This is a genomic window from Bradyrhizobium cajani, from assembly GCF_009759665.1.
Lineage (GTDB): Bacteria > Pseudomonadota > Alphaproteobacteria > Rhizobiales > Xanthobacteraceae > Bradyrhizobium > Bradyrhizobium cajani.
The window spans coordinates 152,639-169,861 of the sequence record NZ_WQNE01000005.1; the positions used below are offsets into that span (position 1 = coordinate 152,639).

Below are 17,223 nucleotides of genomic sequence, written 5' to 3' on the forward strand. Positions count from 1 at the left end.
CGCGCCGGCACGTCGCGATCCAAACCTGCCAATCATGACCTGAATGCGGCATGAACGTCTGCGCACTGCTCCAGGCGACACGCCAGTGTCGCTAGCGGCCGAGAAAGCCCAGCACCAGCTCCTTGTACTTCTCGGGTGCCTCCAGGAAGACGAGATGGCCGGTGTCGGGAATCACTTCCGCCCGCGCATTCGGCATCTTGGCGGCAAGCGTCTTCGCGAGCTCGGCGTTCTGGCCCATTTTTGCGCGCAGCGCCTCCGGGGCGTTCGGCCGGCCCGGCGCGTTGTGGTCGTCGGCGCCCATGACGAACAGCGTGGGTACGGTGATGAGCGGGATCTCATGCGCCACCGGCTCGCGATAGATCATCTGTCCGGAGCTGACGAAAGCGCGCAGCCAGCGCGGATAGTCGGGGCTGCCCTTGATGTTGAAGCGGGCATCGATGAACGGGGTGATCGCATCGCCCGGCAGCTTGATCGCGTAATTGGTCTGGAGCTGCTTGCGATAGCCCTCGGCGGTGAGCTTGTCCTCGGTCTCGATCATCTTCTCGGTCGGCGTCGGCGGCACGTAGAGGCGATAGTCTTCCAGCCCGATCGGCGCAGTCAGCACCAGGTGGGAGACGCGGTCGGGATAGGCGCGGGCGATGCGTACGCCCAGCATGCCGCCGAGCGAATGCGCGACGATCTCGGCCTTGTCGATCTTGAGGTGATCGAGCAGCGCGATGGTGTTGCGCGCCAGCGTGTCGAAGTGAAGCTCGCCGGTCGGCTTGGAGGATTTGCCGAAGCCGATCTGGTCCGGCACCACGACGCGATAGCCGGACTCGCTCAGCATCTTGACGACCGGCGCCCAGTAGCTCGACGGAAAATTGCGCCCGTGCAGCAGCACCACGGTGCGGCCGTTCGGCCGCTCGGGGGCGACGTCCATATAGGCCATGCTGAGCTGCTCGCCGTCGTTGACGACCGGCAGGAGGTGCACGGGATAGGGATAGGCGAAGCCTTCGAGCGCGATGCCGTAGGGCTCGCGCGGCGCGGTCTCGGCGGCGTTGGCGGTGAGCGGGGAGGCGAGGAGGACGGCGGCGAGTGCGGCCGGGAGGATGCGGTTCATTGGGGTCTCTGTTATGTGGCGCCGTCATTCCGGGGCGCGCGGAGCGCGAACCCGGAATCTCGAGGTTCCGGGTTCGATGCTTTGCATCGCCCCGGAACGACGTTGCGCATAAAGCGATGGATGGCCGGGTCAAGCCCGGCCATGACGGGAGGAAGCATTCACACGCAAATGTGCAATCTCGCGCAGCTTGCGTGATCAATCCTTGCCGTTGCCGAACAGCGCGGCAAATTGCTTCTCGCCGGTGCGGGTGAAATTCACCACGCGGCTGCCGGGCGTGGTGTCGCGCGCGGCCCATTTCAGCTCGGTGAAGCGCTGCATCATGGCGGCGCCCAGCGTGCCGGCGAGATGATGCCGCCGCTCGCTCCAATCGAGGCAGGCCTTGCACACCGGGCGGCGGGGATGGGCGAGCATGTCGGGCGAGATCTGCAAATGCCTCGTCAGGAAGCGCTCGCCCTCGGCCGTCAGCTCGATCTCCTGCTTCTTCTGCCGGACCAGATGGCGCTCGCGCAGGGAGTCCAGCATCTGCACGCCGAGATCGCCGGCGAGATGATCATAGCAGATGCGCGCGCGACGCAGCGCCGGATCCTTCGGCCCGGTGCGCACGCGCATGTGCCCGGTCCGCGCGGCGAGGCCCGCAAGGCCTTCGAGCACGCCGGCGACGTCATCGTCGGTGAGGCGATAGTAGCGGTGGCGGCCCTGCTTCTCCGGCTCGACCAGCCCGCCGGCCTCGAGCTTCGAAAGGTGGGAGCTGGCGGTCTGCGGCGTGATCCCGGCCTCCTGCGCCAGCTCGCTCGCGGTCAGCGCGCGGCCGTTCATCAGCGCCGTGAGCATGTTGGCGCGGGCGGGATCGCCGACCAGCGAAGCGACCATGGCGATGTCGGGACCTGATTTCATGCTTCGATGGTAGCCGAAGCATCGCGGTCGGGCAAGGGCGTAGTCTGCCGGCCGGGTCGTCATTGCGAGCGCAGCGAAGCAATCCAGAATTCCTCCGCGGAAACATCTCTGGATTGCTTCGCTGCGCTCGCAACGACCAGGAAACAAGGAGCTCTCATCATGTCCGTCACCGTCTTCATCCGCTACCAGCTGGATCCCTTCAAGCGCGCGCAGTTCGAGGACTATTCGAAGCGCTGGCTCACCATCATCCCGAAATGCGGCGGCGACCTGATCGGCTATTTCATGCCGCATGAGGGCACCAATAACATCGCCTTTGCGCTGATCACCTTCGAAAGTCTCGCCGCCTACGAGGCCTATCGTGCGCGGCTGCGCCAGGATGCCGAGGGCATGGCGAATTTCCATTTCGCCGAGGAGAACAAATTCATCCTCGCCGAAGAGCGCACCTTCCTGCGCAAGGTGGTATTGTAGGCCATCCACGACAGGAGACGCCCATGATCGCCGTGATCTTCGAAGTCTGGCCGAAGCCGGAACATCGCCAGGACTATTTCGACCTCGCGGCCGACCTGAAGCCGATCCTGCAAACCATCGACGGCTTCATCTCGGTCGAGCGTTTCGAGAGCCTGACCGAGAAGGGCAAGATCCTGTCGGTCTCGTTCTGGCGCGACGAGGCAGCGGTCGAGGCCTGGCGCAACACGATGGAGCATCGCCGCACCCAGGCCAAGGGCAGGGCCCAGATATTTGCCGACTACCACCTGCGTATCGCCAGCGTCATTCGTGACTATAGCATGACCGATCGCGAGCAGGCGCCGAAGGACAGCCGCGCCGTGCACGACGCGCACTAGCGCGCCCGATCATGGGCGCCTATGTCTGCGCAGCAACAAGGGAGAGAAACATGCACGTCACGACCGCGGACAAGCGCGCGACATTCCGGAAGATGCACGAGAGCGGCTGCTTCATCCTGCCCAATCCGGTCGACGTCGGCAGCGCGAAAGCGCTGCAGCATCTCGGCTTCAAGGCGATCGCGTCATCGAGCGCAGGCTTTGCCTGGACCATCGGCAAGGCCGACAACCACATCACCGTCGAGGACGCCTGTCAGCATCTGGCAGCATTGAGCTCGGCGGTCGACATCCCCGTGAACGCGGATTTCGAGGGTGGCTTCGCAGTCGAGCCCGACAAGGTTGCGGACAATGTCCAGCGCGGCGTGCGCACCGGCGTCGCCGGCCTGTCGATCGAGGACTCCACCGGCGACAAGAACAACCCGCTCTACGACCGCACGCTTGCGGTCGAGCGCATCAAGGCGGCGCACCAGGCGATCGGTGACAGCAACACGTTGCTGGTCGGCCGCTGCGAGGCCTACCTTTGGGGTGTGACCGACCTCAAGCTCGTCATCGACCGGCTCACCGCCTACGCGGAGGCCGGCGCCGACTGTCTTTACGCGCCCGGCCTGAAGAGCCGCGAGGACATCGCCGCGGTGGTGAAGGCGGTCCACCCAAGGCCGTTCAACCTTCTGATCGGCGGCTCCGGGCTGTCGTTGCAGGAAGCCGAAGATCTCGGCGTGCGCCGGATCAGCGTCGGCGGTTCGCTCGCGCGCGCCGCCTGGGGCGGGTTCATGCGCGCGGCCAAGGAGATGGCGGAGCAGGGGACGTTCAGCGAACTCGGCAACGGCTATTCCGGCGGCGAGCTCAACAAGATGTTCAGCTAAACATGCGAAAGCGGCGGGACGTTTCCGTCCCGCCGCTCTCACGCATCATTGCGAACTGTTACTTCGAGCCGTCGGACGGAGCCTGCGTATCCGGAGCCGGCTTGCTCGGTGCCGCACCCGTGGTCACGCCTGGCCCGGTGTTGTTGCGCGGCGGCGTCACGTCACGCATGCCGGGAGGCGCCGCCGGATTGGCGGGCTGTGTCTGGGCAGTCTGCGAGGCCGGGGGATTGCTGGCCTCGTTGGTCGTGCTGGTATTGTTCAGGCCGTAGAACACGGCACCCAGCACCAGCGCAATGGCAACGGCGAACAACGCAACCTTGCCGCTGGAGGCGGGGCCCTCGCCAAGCTCGGGATCGGCCTGCAGGTCGGCATCCCGGCGCGCCGCGCGAAGATACTCATCGTCGGCGAGATTCGGGCGGTACGGATCGTTGGGAAAACGGTCGTCAGCCATCGATTGGTCTCCTCGTTGATTGCAAGGGGACAACCCGTAGCTGCGAGATTCTGTTCCCGGCACTTGATAGCTTTCGTCGCGTGTTGCTCCAGCCGCGGGAATCAGGAACCTGTTGAGGAGGGAACCGTGGACGCGAAGTTCCATGGTGGGACCAGGGAACAAATCGATGTGGAGCCTGCCGCCGACCGACAGCGTGCTGCATTTTTTGGCGTACGTCGCCTTGACGGCGGAGGGCATGACCGCCGCACTGGCCGCGGGCCGGCGCAGCATGGACTACGTCGGCGTCTGCCTGCTCGCCTGTATCACCGCCCTCGGTGGCGGCACCCTGCGCGACCTGATTCTCGGTCACTATCCGCTGGTCTGGGTCGCCAACCCGATCTACCTCGCGCTGCCGGGTGGCGCAGCGCTGCTGACGATCCTGATTGCGCGGCTCGTGCATCGGCTGCACGTCGCCTTCATCGTGCTCGATGCCATCGGCCTCGTCGTCTTCACCATGATCGGCTGCAACGTCGGCTGGCAGATGGACGCTTCGCTGCCGATCGTGATCGTCGCGGGCATGGTGACGGGCTGCGCCGGCGGCGTGTTGCGCGACGTGCTCTGCAACGACGTGCCGCTGCTGTTTCGGTCCGAGCTCTATGCCAGCGTCTCGGTCGTGACTGGCCTGTTCTACGCCACCGCCTTCGGTCTCAAACTCAATGCCGAGCTCTGGACGATCCTGACCTTCGTGCTCGGCCTCAGCTTCCGTCTGCTCGCGGTGCGGTACAGATGGGAGATGCCGAAATTCGTCTTCACGGGAGATGAGAAGTAGCACGCGCAGCTCCATCCAAGTCATTGCGAGCGCAGCGAAGCAATCCAGAATCCTTCCGCGGAAAGACTCTGGATTGCTTCGCTGCGCTCGCAATGACGCAGAGGAGGCGATGGCGCGGATCTACGGCTCTTCCTTCCTCGCCTTCGCCACCTGCGCGGGCGTCACCAGCGGTGCGGCATTGCCCCAGGAATTGCGGATGTAGTTGGTCACCGCCGCGATCTCGTCGTCGGACAATTGCTTGGCATAGGGCGGCATCTCGCCGGTGTTGGGCGCGCGCGGCGTGGTCACGGTGTGGGCGCCGTCGAGGATGAGGCGCAGGGTCGAGGACGGGTTGATCGATTGCAGCAGCGCGTTGCCAGGCAGTGGCGGATAGATCCGCGGGCTGCCTGTGCCGTCGGCTTCATGGCAGGCGATGCAAAGCTTTGCGTAGATGGCCTGGCCGGCTTTCATCTCGGCATCGTCAGGCGGCGTGGCGATCGTCTCGCGCCGCGCCGGCGGCAGGCTCTTCAGATACACCGCGATCGCATGCACATCGGCATCGCTCATCTTCGAGGTCGAGCCGACGACCACCTCCGCCATCAGCCCGCCGGCATGGCTTTTGGCGTTGCGGCCACTTTGCAGATATTCGGTGATGTCCTCGACGCTCCACGACTTCAACCCGGTGCGCGTCGCGCCGTCGAGCCTTGGTGCGTACCAGCCGCCGACCTCGTTGCCGGATAGCGCCTGGGCCTGCCTGTCCGCGCCAAAATAGTTCTTCGGCGTATGGCAGGCACCGCAATGACCGAGACCGGTGACGAGATAGCCGCCTCTGTTCCACGCCGCACTCTGGTTCTGGTCGGGCTCGAACAGTCCGGGCTTGAAGTAAAAATAGTTCCAGACCCGCATCAGGCCGCGATAGCCAAATGGCCAGCGCAGCCCGGGCGGCTTGTTGCGGCTCGTCACGGGCGCGAGCGTGCCGAGATAGGCGCGGATCGCCAGCGTGTCGTCCTTCGTCATCCTGGTGAAGTAGGGGAAGGGGAAGGCCGGGTAGTAGTTGGAGCCGTCAGGCGCGATGCCATAGCGCAGCGCGCGCGTGAAGTCGGTATCGGCCCAGGCGCCGATGCCGGTGTCGCGGTCGGGTGTCAGGTTCGGCGAATAAATCGCCCCAAATGGCGTGTCGATGCGCTTGCCGCCAGCAAACGGCTTTGCCGGATCGGCGGTGTGGCAGCCCGCGCAGTCACCGGCCTCGACCAGCGTCTTGCCATAGGCGATCAGCTCCGGCGACGGCTCGGCGGCGCGGGCCGCGCTTGCAATCGCACTGCACAATGCCAAACCCACAAGAGCCGAGCCCGCCAGAATCGTCCGCATCGAAAGCCTCTCCTGCGACCAATCGACGTCGTCCCGCAGCATAGGGGCGTCACGTCATTTCGCGACGGCGGGGGTATGGTGACACAAATTGAAAATGCCTTGCGTGTTTCAGGCCACGAAATTGCGATTTTTACCCGACGCTTGCTTTGCTCCAGATTTGTGATGCGGAGCGTTAAATATCCGACATAGAGTGGCGCAGGTGGTCGGCGCGCCCTAGCTAAAAACAACGGGCAGGCAACGACTTAAGCGACCTTGAGCAACAAAGGCCTGAGCAGGGCGAAACGAGGACAGAATGGGCATCAACCAGGGTCCGATCAGTCTCGATCAAAAATACACCCAGCAAACCGGGCATGTCTTCACCACGGGCATCCAGGCGCTGGTTCGCCTGCCCATGGCTCAGATCCGGCGCGACCGCGCCAACGGCCTCAACACCGCGGGCTTCATCTCCGGCTATCGCGGCTCGCCGCTCGGCGGCTACGACCAGCAGCTCTTCGCCGCGCGAAAGCATCTCGAACAGTACAACATCAAGTTCCAGCCCGGGGTGAACGAGGACTTGGCGGCGACCGCCGTCTGGGGCTCGCAGCAGCTCAACCTCTCGCCCGGCGCCAAATATGATGGCGTGGTCGGCATCTGGTATGGCAAGGGCCCCGGCGTCGACCGCTGCGGCGACGTGTTCCGCCACGGCAATGCCGCGGGCTCGGCCAAGAACGGCGGCGTGCTCTGCCTTGCCGGCGACGACCACGGTGCAAAATCCTCGACCGTTCCGCATCAGTCCGACCACGCCTTCATCTCGGCATTGATGCCGTATCTCTATCCCTCGAGCATCCACGAGATGATCGAGATGGGTCTCCTGGGTATCGCGATGTCGCGCTACTCGGGCTGCTGGGTCGGCATGAAGGTGATCACGGAGACGGTGGAGACCACCGCCGAGATCGATCTCACCGACGAGATGAAGCCCTTCATCATCCCCACCGATTTCGAGCTGCCGCCCGGCGGCCTCAATCTGCGCTGGCCCGACGACCGCTTCGAGCAGGACCGGCGCCTCCAGGACTACAAGGGCTTTGCCGCGATCGCCTTCGCGCGCGCCAACAAGGTCAACCGCATCACCATGGATTCGCCGAACGCCCGTTTCGGCATCATGGCGTCCGGCAAGAGCTATGAGGATGTCCGCCAGGCGCTGCGTGAGCTCGGGATCACCGAGGAGGTCGCCGCGAAAATCGGTCTCCGTCTCTACAAGATCGGCATGCCCTGGCCGCTGGAGCCGGAGGGCGTGCGCCAGTTCGCTGTCGGCCTCGAAGAGATCTTCATCGTCGAGGAGCGGCGCGAGATCGTCGAGAACCAGGTCAAGCAGGAGCTGTTCAACTGGCGCGACGACGTTCGCCCGCGCATCGTCGGCAAGATGGACGAGCACGACAAGCGATTCCTGACCTTCGCCGCCGAGCTCAGCGTCGCCTCGCTGGCGACCTCGCTCACCGAGCGGCTGCTTCGACTTAATCTCAATCCCGAGATTGCGGAGATGCTCCGCGTCAAGGCGGACTGGTTCAACGGCCGCCAGGCGACCCAGATGCAGGCGGTCGCGCCCGTTTCCCGCACCCCGTATTTCTGCTCCGGCTGCCCTCACAATACATCGACCAAGGTCCCCGAAGGCAGCCGCGCCTTGGCCGGCATCGGCTGTCACTTCATGGCGCTGTGGATGGATCGCTCGACCGAGACGTTCACGCATATGGGCGGCGAGGGCGTGCCGTGGGTCGGCATCGCGCCCTTCACCAACGAGAACCACATCTTCGCCAATCTCGGCGACGGCACCTATTTCCACTCCGGCATTCTGGCGATCCGCCAGGCGATCGCCTCGAAGGCCAATATCACCTACAAGATCCTCTACAACGACGCGGTCGCCATGACCGGCGGCCAGCGCCATGACGGCGATCTCTCGCCGCAGAAGATCATGGCCCAGCTCCACGCCGAGGGCATCAGCGAGATCTACCTGGTCTCCGAAAATCCCGACGCGTATCCGTCCCATTCCATCGCGCCCGGCGTGAAGAAGTATCATCGCGACGAGCTCGACAACGTCATGAAGATGTGCCGCGAGTACAAGGGCACGTCGGCCATCGTCTTCGTGCAGACCTGTGCGGCCGAAAAACGCCGCCGCCGCAAGCGCGGCCTGATGGAGGATCCGGCGCGCCGCGTCATGATCAACCCGGCCGTCTGCGAAGGCTGCGGCGACTGCTCGGTGCAGTCGAACTGCATCTCGGTCGAGCCGCTGGAGACCGAGTTCGGCCGCAAGCGCGCCATCAACCAGTCCTCCTGCAACAAGGACTATTCCTGCCTGAAGGGCTTCTGTCCGTCGTTCGTCACCATCGACGGCGGTGCGCCGCGCCACCGCGCGCCGGCGGAGCTCAGCGAGATCGGCGAGCTGCCGGAGCCGGCCTCACGTCCGACCCTCGACAAGCCCTACAACATCGCCGTCGGCGGTGTCGGCGGCACCGGTGTGCTCACCATCGGCGCGCTGCTCGGCATGGCCGCCCATATCGAGGGCAAGGCCTCGATGATCCTCGACATGTCGGGCCTTGCGCAAAAGGGCGGGGCGGTGCTCAGCCACGTGCGCCTGTCGGATCATCCGGCGGAAGTGACCTGCTCGCGCATCGTCACCGGCACGGCCGATCTCGTGCTCGCGGCCGACGAAGTGGTCGCAGTGGCCAAGGACACCATCTCGCTCTGCGACTCCGGCCGCACCCGCGGCATCATCAACAGCCACGTCATCCCGACCGCCGATTTCGTCCTCAACCGCGACTTCAACTTCCAGACCCGCAAGTTGAACGGACTCTTGGAAACGGCGCTGCACAAGGACTCCGTCTTTTTCGACTTCACCAGGCCGGCCGAGCAGCTGCTCGGCGATGCCATCGCCACCAACATGATGATGATGGGCTATGCCTATCAGAAGGGCCTGTTCCCGCTGTCGGCGGAGTCGATCGAGCAGGCCATCGAGGTCAACGGCGTCTCGATCAAGATGAACAAGGAGGCCTTCCGCCTCGGCCGCCTCGCGGTCGCGGACCCCAAGCGGCTTGCCGACATGCTGAAGGGGACCGACGAGGTCGTCGCGCCAAAGACCCTGGACGCAATGACGCTCGACGAGATCATCGAGCATCGCGCCAAGCACCTGGTCGCCTATCAGAACACCCGGCTGGCCAAGCGTTATCGCAAGCTGGTCGACCAGGTCCGCGACGCCGCGGCGAAGGGCGGCTACGGTGATGCGCTGCCGCGCGCGGTCGCGGTGAACTACGCCAAGCTGTTGGCCTACAAGGACGAATACGAAGTCGCGCGCCTCTTCACCGACGGCGCATTCGAGCAGCAGCTCCGCGACCAGTTCGAGGGCGACTTCAAGTTCAACTTCAACCTGGCCCCGCCGATCCTGGCCTCGGGCGTCGATGCGCTGGGACGCCCGAAGAAGCGCGCCTTCGGCCCGTGGATGCTGAACGTCTTCCGCGTGCTGGCGAAATTCAAATTCCTGCGCGGCACGCCGCTCGACATTTTCGGCCGCAGCGCCGACCGCAAGCTCGAGCGCGACCTGATCGCCGGGTACGAGAAGGACGTCGCCACCGTGCTCGGCCTGCTGTCGCCGGTCACGATCGACACCGCCGTCGAGCTTCTGTCATTGCCCGACCGCATCCGCGGCTATGGCCCGGTGAAGGAGAAGGCGGTGCACGACGCCAAGGCCCGCTACGCCCAGCTCGCCGCGGATCTCGCGAGCCCACCGCCGGCACCAAGGCAGATCGCGGCGGAGTAAGCTGCGCTTTCGTAGCCCGGGTGAGCGAAGCGACACCCGGGACAGTGCTCGCGGAATCCCGGATGTCGCTACGCTCATCCGGGCTACAATCCATTGTGTTGCGCGACGAGCGACCCACCACCGGCTACTGTGCATGGGGTTGTTTTCGTAAAAAAAGAAAATCGCTTGCGCCGTCGGGCAAAACACCTTTAGGATTTTGCTGTCGCCCACGTCATTGCGAGCACCGGGTCCGCGCGAAGCGCGGCCCGATGACAGGCTCCGCGAAGCAATCCAGAACTGCATCCGCGGAAAGACTTCTGGATTGCTTCGCTGCGCTCGCAATGTGGGTGAGGATGGCACTCCGCTGCTTACCCCACTTGTATCCCACTTGCGCCAACTCGCTGCCCTCTCGCCCGACGGAATATTTCCGCGCTTGCCAATCAGGCCACCGCGGTTCAGAAAAACGGAGCAAAGAAGAAACGCGAGCGGAGACCTGAAGTTTGACCATCAAGGGCAAGGCCTACATTGCCGGGATTTTTGAACACCCGACCCGGCATGCGCCGGACAAATCCACCGCCCAGCTCCACGCCGAGGTCGCCAAGGGCGCGATCGAGGATGCCGGGCTCTCCAAGGACGATGTCGACGGCTATTTCTGCGCGGGCGACGCTCCCGGCGGCGCCTGGCCGATGGTCGATTATCTCGGCCTGAACACCAAAAAGCTCCGTCACGTCGATTCCACCGAGACCGGCGGTTGTTCCTACATCATCCATCTCGGCCATGCGGCTGAGGCGATCGCGGCGGGCAAGTGCTCGATCGCGCTGATCACGCTTGCCGGCAAGCCGCGCACCGGCGTGATGCCGCCGCGTGCGGCCGGCGCCGAGGTCGATTTCGAGTCCGCTTACGGCGCGACCACGCACAATGCCTACGGCATGTGTGCCATGCGCCACATGCACGACTATGGCACCACCAGCGAGCAGCTCGCCTGGATCAAGGTCGCGGCCTCCCATCACGCGCAATACAATCCACATGCGATGCTCAAGGACGTCGTCACCGTCGAGGACGTGCTGAACTCGCCGATGATCTCCGATCCCCTGCACCGCATGGATTGCTGCGTCGTCTCCGACGGCGGCGGCGCGCTGATCGTGACGACGCCGGAGATTGCGAAGAGCCTGAAGAAGCCGCTGGTCAAGCTGATCGGCCATGGCGAGGCCATGAAGGGCCCGCGCGGCGGCAAGGATCTCGACCTCACGTACTCCGCCGGCGTCTGGTCCGGCCCGCGCGCGTTCGAGGAAGCCGGCGTCACACCAAAGGACATCAAATACGCCTCGATCTACGACAGCTTCACCATCACCGTCTTGATGCAGCTCGAAGACCTCGGCTTCTGCAAGAAGGGCGAGGGCGGCAAGTTCGTCGCCGACGGCAATCTGATCTCGGGCGTCGGCAAGCTGCCGTTCAACACCGACGGTGGCGGCCTGTGCAGCAACCACCCGGTCAACCGCGGCGGCATGACCAAGATCATCGAGGCCGTCAGGCAGCTGCGCGGCGAGGCGCATCCGAAAGTGCAGGTCAAGAATTGCGATCTCGCCATCGCCCACGGCACCGGCGGCCTGTTGGGCGTTCGCCATGCCGCCTCGACGGCCATTCTGGAGCGCGTGTGATGAGCGAGACGAAGAAATATCCGGCGCCGGCGACCAACCCGGAGACCGCTGCGTTCTGGGAGGCGGCCAAGCAGGGCAAGTTCATGATCAAGCGCTGCACCGCCTGCGGCGAAGCGCATTACTTCCCGCGCGCGATCTGCCCGTTCTGCTACTCCGACAAGACGGTGTGGGAGCAGGCTTCGGGCGAGGGCACGATCTACACCTACAGCCTGATGCGGAAGTCGCCGACCGGTCCTTATGCGATCGGCTACGTCACGCTGAAGGAAGGCCCGTCGGTGCAGACCAATTTCGTCGACTGCGATCTAACGACGTTGAAGATCGGCCAGAAGGTGAAGGTGGTGTTTAAGCCGACCGATGGCGCGCCGCTGCCGTTCTTCACGGTGGCCTGAGCGCGAGGCAAGATGTAACCCTCCCCCCTTGCGGGAGAGGGTGGCAGCCGAAGGCTGCCGGGTGAGGGGTCTCTCTCCACACGAAAAGTGTCACTGCGGAGCGAACCCCTCACCCGAGTGAGTTTGTTGCAAGAGCGGTGCTGCCCTCTCCCACAAGGGGAGAGGGCACATTAACGAGCGCCGCTGCTCGCTGAGAGACCGGGAGGAAACCAGAAAAATGTCGGCCAGATATGAAGAGCTCAAAGGCCTGAAAAACCTCGGCCAGAAATACGCCTACGCTGATCGCGAAGTCATGCTCTACGCCTGCGGCATCGGGCTCGGCGCCGACCCCATGGATGAAAACGAGCTCGCCTTCGTCAACGAGGGCACGCTGACGCCGCGGCCGCTCAAGGTGGTGCCGACCTTTGCATCCGTCGCAGCCTGGGGCTCGGGTCCCGGCGAGATGAACCTCAACCGCGTGATGGTGGTCGACGGCGAGCGCGACATCACCTTTCATCAGCCGCTGCCGGTGGCCGCGCACATCACCGCGGACTCCTCCGTGCTCGAGGTCTACGACAAGGGCAAGGACAAGGGCGTCGTCATCAGCCACCAGACCGTGCTGAAGAACGAGAAGGGCGAGAAGCTCGCAACGCTCGTCGCTTCGCGCTTTGCCCGCGGCGATGGCGGCTTTGGCGGCCCGAATCTGACCCAGCCGGATCCGCACAAGATCCCGTCGCGCAGCCCCGACAAGACCATCGACATCACCACGCGCCCCGACCAGGCGCTGGTCTATCGCCTCTGCGGCGACCGTAACCCGCTGCACAGCGATCCCGAGTTTGCGAAGAAGGCCGGCTTCCCGCGGCCGATCCTGCACGGCATGTGTACCTACGGCATCACCTGCCGCGGCGTGCTCCAGACCTATGCCGACTACGACGCAAGCGCGTTCCGCCAGCACGTCGCGCGGTTCTCCTCGCCGGTCTATCCCGGCGAGACCGTGACCATGGACCTCTGGAAGGACGGCAACGTGATCTCGTTCGAGGCCAAGGTGAAGTCGCGCGGCGTCACCGTGATCAAGAACGGCAAGACGGTGCTGGGTTAGGCGGGCACCGGCGGCGTACTCCCTCGCCCCGCTCTTGCGGGGAGAGGGTGGGGTGAGGGGGCTCTCACCACGAGCCGCGACGGTCTTGAGACCGCAAGGGCGATCCGACCTCTCCCCGCAGGCGGGGAGAGGTGAAAGAAAACAAAAACAGGGAGAAGCCACCATGGGACTACTCGACGGCAAGGTTGCGCTGATCACCGGCGCGGGCGGGGGGCTTGGTGAGGCCTACGCAAGGCTGTTCGCGCGGGAAGGGGCGTCCGTCGTTGTCAACGACCTCGGCGGTCCCCGCGACGGCTCCGGTGCCGACAAGTCCATGGCGCAGCAAGTGGTCGATGCGATCAAGGCGGAGGGCGGCAAGGCCGTCGCGAATGGGGCCGACATCTCCACCATGGAAGGCGGCCAGTCGGTGTTCGACGACGCCATCAAGCACTTTGGCCGCGCCGATATCCTCGTCAACAACGCCGGGATTTTGCGCGACCAGACCTTCGCCAAGGCCTCGGAGGCCGACTGGGACATGGTCATCAAGGTGCATCTGAAGGGCGCCTTTTGTTGCACCATGCCGGTGTTTCGCTGGATGCGGGAAAACGGCGGCGGCGTCATCGTCAACACCTCCTCGACCTCGGGCCTGATCGGCAATTTCGGCCAGACCAATTACGGCGCGGCCAAGGGTGGCATCTGGGGCCTGTCCAACGTGCTGGCGATCGAGGGACGCAAGTACAACATCCGGATCTGGACCCTGGCGCCGGGCGCACTGACCCGCATGACCGCAGACCTGCCCCGCTACAAAGAGAACCCCTCGGCGGCGCTGGGGCCGGACGGCATCGCGCCGGCCGTGCTATACATGGTCAGCGATTTGTCGGGCGACCAGACCGGCAAGGTGCTGGGCGTGTCCGGGCCCCGCGGCGTGCGCGAGATGCGGATGATGGAAATGGAAGGCTGGAAACCGCCGCACACGGGCTGGAAGGCCCAGGACATCGTCGATCACGCCAAGGAGATCTTCTTCTCCGAGGAGCAGATCAAGATGGGCGCGCGGCGGTTCTGATTCACTGTCGTTCCGGGGCACACGTAGCGTGAACCCGGAACCTCGAGATTCCGGGTTCGGCTCTGCGAGCCGCCCCGGAATGACGAACGAGAGGATAAAGGACTTATGAAACTCACCGCCGACGCCAAGGGCACCTTCGCAATCGCGCCGACACCGTTCCACGATGACGGCCGGATCGACGAGCGCTCGATCGACCGCCTGACCGATTTCTACGAGGAGGTCGGCTGCGATGGCGTTACCGTGCTCGGCATTCTCGGTGAGGCGCCCAAGCTCGACGCCGCCGAGGCTGAGCAGGTGGCGGTGCGCTTCGTCAAGCGCGCCAAGAAGATGCAGGTGATCGTCGGTGTCTCCGCGCCGGGCTTTGCCACCATGCGCTCGCTGGCGAAGGCCTCGATGGATGCGGGCGCGGCCGGCGTGATGATCGCGCCGCCGCCCTCGCTCCGCACCGACGACCAGATCGTCGGCTATTTCAAGCAGGCTGCGGAAGCCATCGGCCCGGACGTGCCCTGGGTGCTCCAGGACTATCCGCTGACCCTGCAAGTGGTGTTCACCCCCGCCGTGATCCGCAAGATCGTCATGGACAATCCGAATTGCGTGATGCTCAAGCACGAGGACTGGCCGGGCCTCGAGAAGATCACGACACTGCGCAATTTCCAGAAGGACGGCTCCCTCCGCCCGCTCTCGATCCTCTGCGGCAACGGCGGCACGTTCCTGGACTTCGAGATGGAGCGCGGCGCCGACGGTGCCATGACCGGCTATGCCTTCCCCGAGCTTCTGATCGATGTCGTGAACCTCTCCAAGGCCGGCAAGCGCGATGCCGCGCATGATCTGTTCGATGCGCATCTGCCGCTGATCCGCTACGAGCAGCAGCCGGGCGTCGGCCTGACCATTCGCAAATACGTGTTGCAGAAGCGCGGCATCATCGCCTCCAGCGCCCAGCGCAAGCCCGGCGCGACCATCACGCCGACGGCGAAGGCCGAGGTCGAGTATCTGCTGTCGCGCGTTGCCCGCTTCGACAAGCGCGCCAATCTTGGGCCCCAATCAAGCGCCGCGGGTTAGTTGAATGGCCGAGACATCAGCATCGCGCCCGGCTTCGACCATCCTTCTGCTCCGTGATGGCGCGGGTGTCGACGGCAAGAGCCGCGACGAAGTCGAAGTCTTCATGATGGTTCGCCATCATCAGATCGAGTTCAACTCGGGCGCGCTGGTGTTTCCGGGCGGCAGTGTCGATGCCGGCGACAAGGAGATCGTCGCGCGCTCCGACCTGTATTCGGGCGGCGAGGGGCTTAGCGAGGCAGACTGCGGCTTTCGGATTGCCGCGATCCGCGAGACCTTTGAGGAGAGCGGCATTCTGCTGGCGCGGGCGAAGGATTCAGGGTTGCCGATCGGTGCCAGGCGCGCCGGCGAGATCGCCGACGCGCACCGCGTCGCGCTCAACGAGCACAAGATCAGCTTCCTCAGCATTCTCGCCGACAACGGCCTCCAGCTCGCGCTCGATACGCTCGTGCCTTACGCGCACTGGATCACGCCCGAGGGCATGCCGAAGCGGTTCGACACCTGGTTCTTCCTTGCCGCTGCACCGCCCGACCAGCTCGGCGCCCATGACGGTCGCGAGTCGACCGATTCCATTTGGGTCTCGCCGCGCGAGGCGGTGGAGGGCGGGGAGAGCGGCCGCTTCAAGCTGCCGTTCCCGACCACGCGCAATCTGATCCGGCTGGCCAAGCAGGGCAGCGTGAGCGCAGCGCTGGAGCATGCCCGCAGCATGTCCATCGTCACCGTGATGCCAGTCATGACCAAAACCGGCACCGGCCGCCAGCTCCGCATACCCCGCGAAGCCGGCTATGACGGCGAGGTGTTCGAGGTCGGGGCGGTCGGCTAGGACACTTCGGCACGCAACGAAGTATTGGCGCCTGCGACGCGCTAAGTTCCGTCCATTCGCGGAATGGACGGGACGCATCGGATGGACCACCGGCAGGACACCAACATTGCCGCCGAGCTGGCGCTGCTGGTCGCGCTCGCGACGCTCTGGGGCGGCTCCTACACCTTCATCAAGCTCGGCGTCGCCACCATCCCGCCGATCACGCTGATTGCGGCGCGCACCACGATCGCGGGGCTCTTGCTGCTTGTCGTGATGCGGGCGCGGGGCATCAGCATGCCGACGGATGCCGCGACCTGGCAGCGCTTCGCGTTCCAGGCCGTGCTCAACAGCGTCATCCCCTGGACGCTGATCGCCTGGGGCGAGCACCACGTCGATGCCGCGCTTGCCACCATCCTCAACTCGGCGGGGCCGATCTTCACCTTCCTGCTCACAGCCGTCGTCACCCACCACGAGGCGACGACCCCGCGAAAGCTGTTCGGTGTGGTGGCGGGCATGGCCGGCATCTGCCTGATCGTCGGCGTCGACGCCTTCCGTGACATCGACAGCGGCCTCGTCGCGGAGGCCGCCATCGTCGCAGCCACCATCTGCTACGCCTGCGCCGCGATCTTCGGCCGCAGCTTTAAAGGCCTTGATCCCATGGCGCCCGCGGCCGGATCGCTGCTGGCGGGTGCAGCCGTGCTGATCCCGGCCTCGCTCGTCGTCGAGCAGCCCTGGACGTTGTCGCCCTCGCTTAGCTCCGTGCTGGCGCTGCTTGCGCTCGCCGTGTTCTCGACCGCTGCGGCGTTTGCGATCTACTTCCGCCTGATCCAGACGTTGGGTTCGGTCGGCACCACCGCGCAGGCTTATCTGCGCGTGCCCATCGGGGTTGCCATCAGTGTCGCCTTCCTCGGCGAAACGCTGAGCCAGACCGCCTGGATCGGGCTTGCCTGCGTCGTCCTCGGCGTGGCCGCCATGACGATCCCGGCCCGGCGGCCGGCCAGCGTCAAAACGTCATAAAGCCGGCAAGGCGGGCGGGCCGAGAATCACGATATTAAGGATATTCCGAGGCGGGAGGCATGTTCCCCCGGGCCCGCAATACGTCGTATATTGGGTCTCCAATTGCCCGGTCCCTCA

16 protein-coding genes are annotated in these 17,223 nt (G+C 64.9%); 12 read left to right on the forward strand and 4 right to left on the reverse strand.

What is annotated here, in order from left to right; genetic code table 11:
• Nucleotides 1-91: 91 nt before the first annotated feature.
• Together GPL20_RS09085 and GPL20_RS09090 are read right to left on the reverse strand one after the other, a co-directional pair.
• A complete protein-coding gene (locus GPL20_RS09085; RefSeq protein ID WP_157329238.1) occupies nt 92-1,099 on the reverse strand; it encodes an alpha/beta fold hydrolase in 1,008 nt (335 codons plus the stop codon).
• A 195-nt stretch (nt 1,100-1,294) separates the two neighbouring features.
• Nucleotides 1,295-1,993, reverse strand: a complete 699-nt coding sequence (locus GPL20_RS09090; protein ID WP_167532949.1) for a winged helix-turn-helix domain-containing protein — start codon at nt 1,991-1,993, stop codon at nt 1,295-1,297.
• A gap of 159 nt (nt 1,994-2,152) precedes the next feature.
• On the opposite strand from GPL20_RS09090, the gene GPL20_RS09095 reads away from it, so the two are divergent.
• The 3 genes from GPL20_RS09095 to GPL20_RS09105 are packed head-to-tail and all read left to right on the forward strand — an operon-like array spanning nt 2,153 to nt 3,695.
• Entirely contained in the window at nt 2,153-2,461 is a 309-nt protein-coding gene (locus GPL20_RS09095; RefSeq protein WP_027555111.1) for an NIPSNAP family protein, read from the forward strand.
• Between the two features lie 23 nt (nt 2,462-2,484).
• On the forward strand, nt 2,485-2,835 hold the full coding sequence (locus tag GPL20_RS09100; RefSeq protein WP_157329240.1) for an antibiotic biosynthesis monooxygenase family protein: 351 nt from the start codon (nt 2,485-2,487) through the stop codon (nt 2,833-2,835).
• 50 nt (nt 2,836-2,885) lie between these two features.
• Nucleotides 2,886-3,695: an isocitrate lyase/PEP mutase family protein gene (locus GPL20_RS09105; RefSeq protein WP_157329241.1), complete on the forward strand. Its 810-nt coding sequence runs from the start codon at nt 2,886-2,888 to the stop codon at nt 3,693-3,695.
• Between the two features lie 58 nt (nt 3,696-3,753).
• Here GPL20_RS09105 and GPL20_RS09110 read toward each other — a convergent pair whose 3' ends face one another.
• Nucleotides 3,754-4,146: a hypothetical protein gene (locus tag GPL20_RS09110; RefSeq protein WP_157329242.1), complete on the reverse strand. Its 393-nt coding sequence runs from the start codon at nt 4,144-4,146 to the stop codon at nt 3,754-3,756.
• A gap of 166 nt (nt 4,147-4,312) precedes the next feature.
• Here GPL20_RS09110 and GPL20_RS09115 point away from each other — a divergent pair, with 166 nt between their 5' ends.
• Nucleotides 4,313-4,954 (forward strand): trimeric intracellular cation channel family protein, encoded by a 642-nt coding sequence (locus GPL20_RS09115; protein WP_157329386.1) that lies wholly within the window; start codon nt 4,313-4,315, stop codon nt 4,952-4,954.
• Between the two features lie 120 nt (nt 4,955-5,074).
• Here the strand turns inward: GPL20_RS09115 and GPL20_RS09120 are convergent, their stop codons facing one another.
• On the reverse strand, nt 5,075-6,301 hold the full coding sequence (locus GPL20_RS09120; RefSeq protein WP_157329243.1) for a c-type cytochrome: 1,227 nt from the start codon (nt 6,299-6,301) through the stop codon (nt 5,075-5,077).
• Between the two features lie 292 nt (nt 6,302-6,593).
• Here GPL20_RS09120 and GPL20_RS09125 point away from each other — a divergent pair, with 292 nt between their 5' ends.
• From GPL20_RS09125 to GPL20_RS09160, 8 genes are all read left to right on the forward strand, one after another.
• Nucleotides 6,594-10,085 carry an indolepyruvate ferredoxin oxidoreductase family protein gene (locus GPL20_RS09125; RefSeq protein WP_157329244.1) on the forward strand — a complete coding sequence of 1,164 codons (3,492 nt, stop codon included), beginning with the start codon at nt 6,594-6,596 and terminating at the stop codon, nt 10,083-10,085.
• A 479-nt stretch (nt 10,086-10,564) separates the two neighbouring features.
• Nucleotides 10,565-11,722, forward strand: a complete 1,158-nt coding sequence (locus GPL20_RS09130) for a thiolase domain-containing protein (RefSeq protein WP_157329245.1) — start codon at nt 10,565-10,567, stop codon at nt 11,720-11,722.
• A complete protein-coding gene (locus GPL20_RS09135; protein WP_157329246.1) occupies nt 11,722-12,111 on the forward strand; it encodes a Zn-ribbon domain-containing OB-fold protein in 390 nt (129 codons plus the stop codon). The genes GPL20_RS09130 and GPL20_RS09135 overlap by 1 nt, the downstream gene beginning before the upstream one ends.
• A gap of 217 nt (nt 12,112-12,328) precedes the next feature.
• Complete coding sequence (locus GPL20_RS09140; RefSeq protein ID WP_157329247.1) at nt 12,329-13,189, forward strand: MaoC family dehydratase; 861 nt, start codon at nt 12,329-12,331, stop codon at nt 13,187-13,189.
• 163 nt (nt 13,190-13,352) lie between these two features.
• On the forward strand, nt 13,353-14,231 hold the full coding sequence (locus GPL20_RS09145; protein ID WP_157329248.1) for an SDR family oxidoreductase: 879 nt from the start codon (nt 13,353-13,355) through the stop codon (nt 14,229-14,231).
• Between the two features lie 105 nt (nt 14,232-14,336).
• Nucleotides 14,337-15,290, forward strand: a complete 954-nt coding sequence (locus GPL20_RS09150; RefSeq protein ID WP_157329249.1) for a dihydrodipicolinate synthase family protein — start codon at nt 14,337-14,339, stop codon at nt 15,288-15,290.
• 4 nt (nt 15,291-15,294) lie between these two features.
• Complete coding sequence (locus tag GPL20_RS09155) at nt 15,295-16,110, forward strand: NUDIX hydrolase (protein ID WP_157329250.1); 816 nt, start codon at nt 15,295-15,297, stop codon at nt 16,108-16,110.
• Between the two features lie 81 nt (nt 16,111-16,191).
• Nucleotides 16,192-17,106, forward strand: coding sequence for a DMT family transporter (locus GPL20_RS09160; RefSeq protein WP_157329251.1), 915 nt, complete (start codon nt 16,192-16,194; stop codon nt 17,104-17,106).
• Nucleotides 17,107-17,223 lie beyond the last annotated feature (117 nt).

Bases quoted from the DNA above. Each gene is read 5' to 3' on its own strand.
- GPL20_RS09085 (WP_157329238.1), bottom strand. From the start codon at position 1,099: ATGAACCGCATCCTCCCGGCCGCACTCGCCGCCGTCCTCCTCGCCTCC.
- GPL20_RS09090 (WP_167532949.1), bottom strand. From the start codon at position 1,993: ATGAAATCAGGTCCCGACATCGCCATGGTCGCTTCGCTGGTCGGCGAT.
- GPL20_RS09095 (WP_027555111.1), top strand. From the start codon at position 2,153: ATGTCCGTCACCGTCTTCATCCGCTACCAGCTGGATCCCTTCAAGCGC.
- GPL20_RS09100 (WP_157329240.1), top strand. From the start codon at position 2,485: ATGATCGCCGTGATCTTCGAAGTCTGGCCGAAGCCGGAACATCGCCAG.
- GPL20_RS09105 (WP_157329241.1), top strand. From the start codon at position 2,886: ATGCACGTCACGACCGCGGACAAGCGCGCGACATTCCGGAAGATGCAC.
- GPL20_RS09110 (WP_157329242.1), bottom strand. From the start codon at position 4,146: ATGGCTGACGACCGTTTTCCCAACGATCCGTACCGCCCGAATCTCGCC.
- GPL20_RS09115 (WP_157329386.1), top strand. From the start codon at position 4,313: ATGTGGAGCCTGCCGCCGACCGACAGCGTGCTGCATTTTTTGGCGTAC.
- GPL20_RS09120 (WP_157329243.1), bottom strand. From the start codon at position 6,301: ATGCGGACGATTCTGGCGGGCTCGGCTCTTGTGGGTTTGGCATTGTGC.
- GPL20_RS09125 (WP_157329244.1), top strand. From the start codon at position 6,594: ATGGGCATCAACCAGGGTCCGATCAGTCTCGATCAAAAATACACCCAG.
- GPL20_RS09135 (WP_157329246.1), top strand. From the start codon at position 11,722: ATGAGCGAGACGAAGAAATATCCGGCGCCGGCGACCAACCCGGAGACC.
- GPL20_RS09140 (WP_157329247.1), top strand. From the start codon at position 12,329: ATGTCGGCCAGATATGAAGAGCTCAAAGGCCTGAAAAACCTCGGCCAG.
- GPL20_RS09145 (WP_157329248.1), top strand. From the start codon at position 13,353: ATGGGACTACTCGACGGCAAGGTTGCGCTGATCACCGGCGCGGGCGGG.
- GPL20_RS09150 (WP_157329249.1), top strand. From the start codon at position 14,337: ATGAAACTCACCGCCGACGCCAAGGGCACCTTCGCAATCGCGCCGACA.
- GPL20_RS09155 (WP_157329250.1), top strand. From the start codon at position 15,295: ATGGCCGAGACATCAGCATCGCGCCCGGCTTCGACCATCCTTCTGCTC.
- GPL20_RS09160 (WP_157329251.1), top strand. From the start codon at position 16,192: ATGGACCACCGGCAGGACACCAACATTGCCGCCGAGCTGGCGCTGCTG.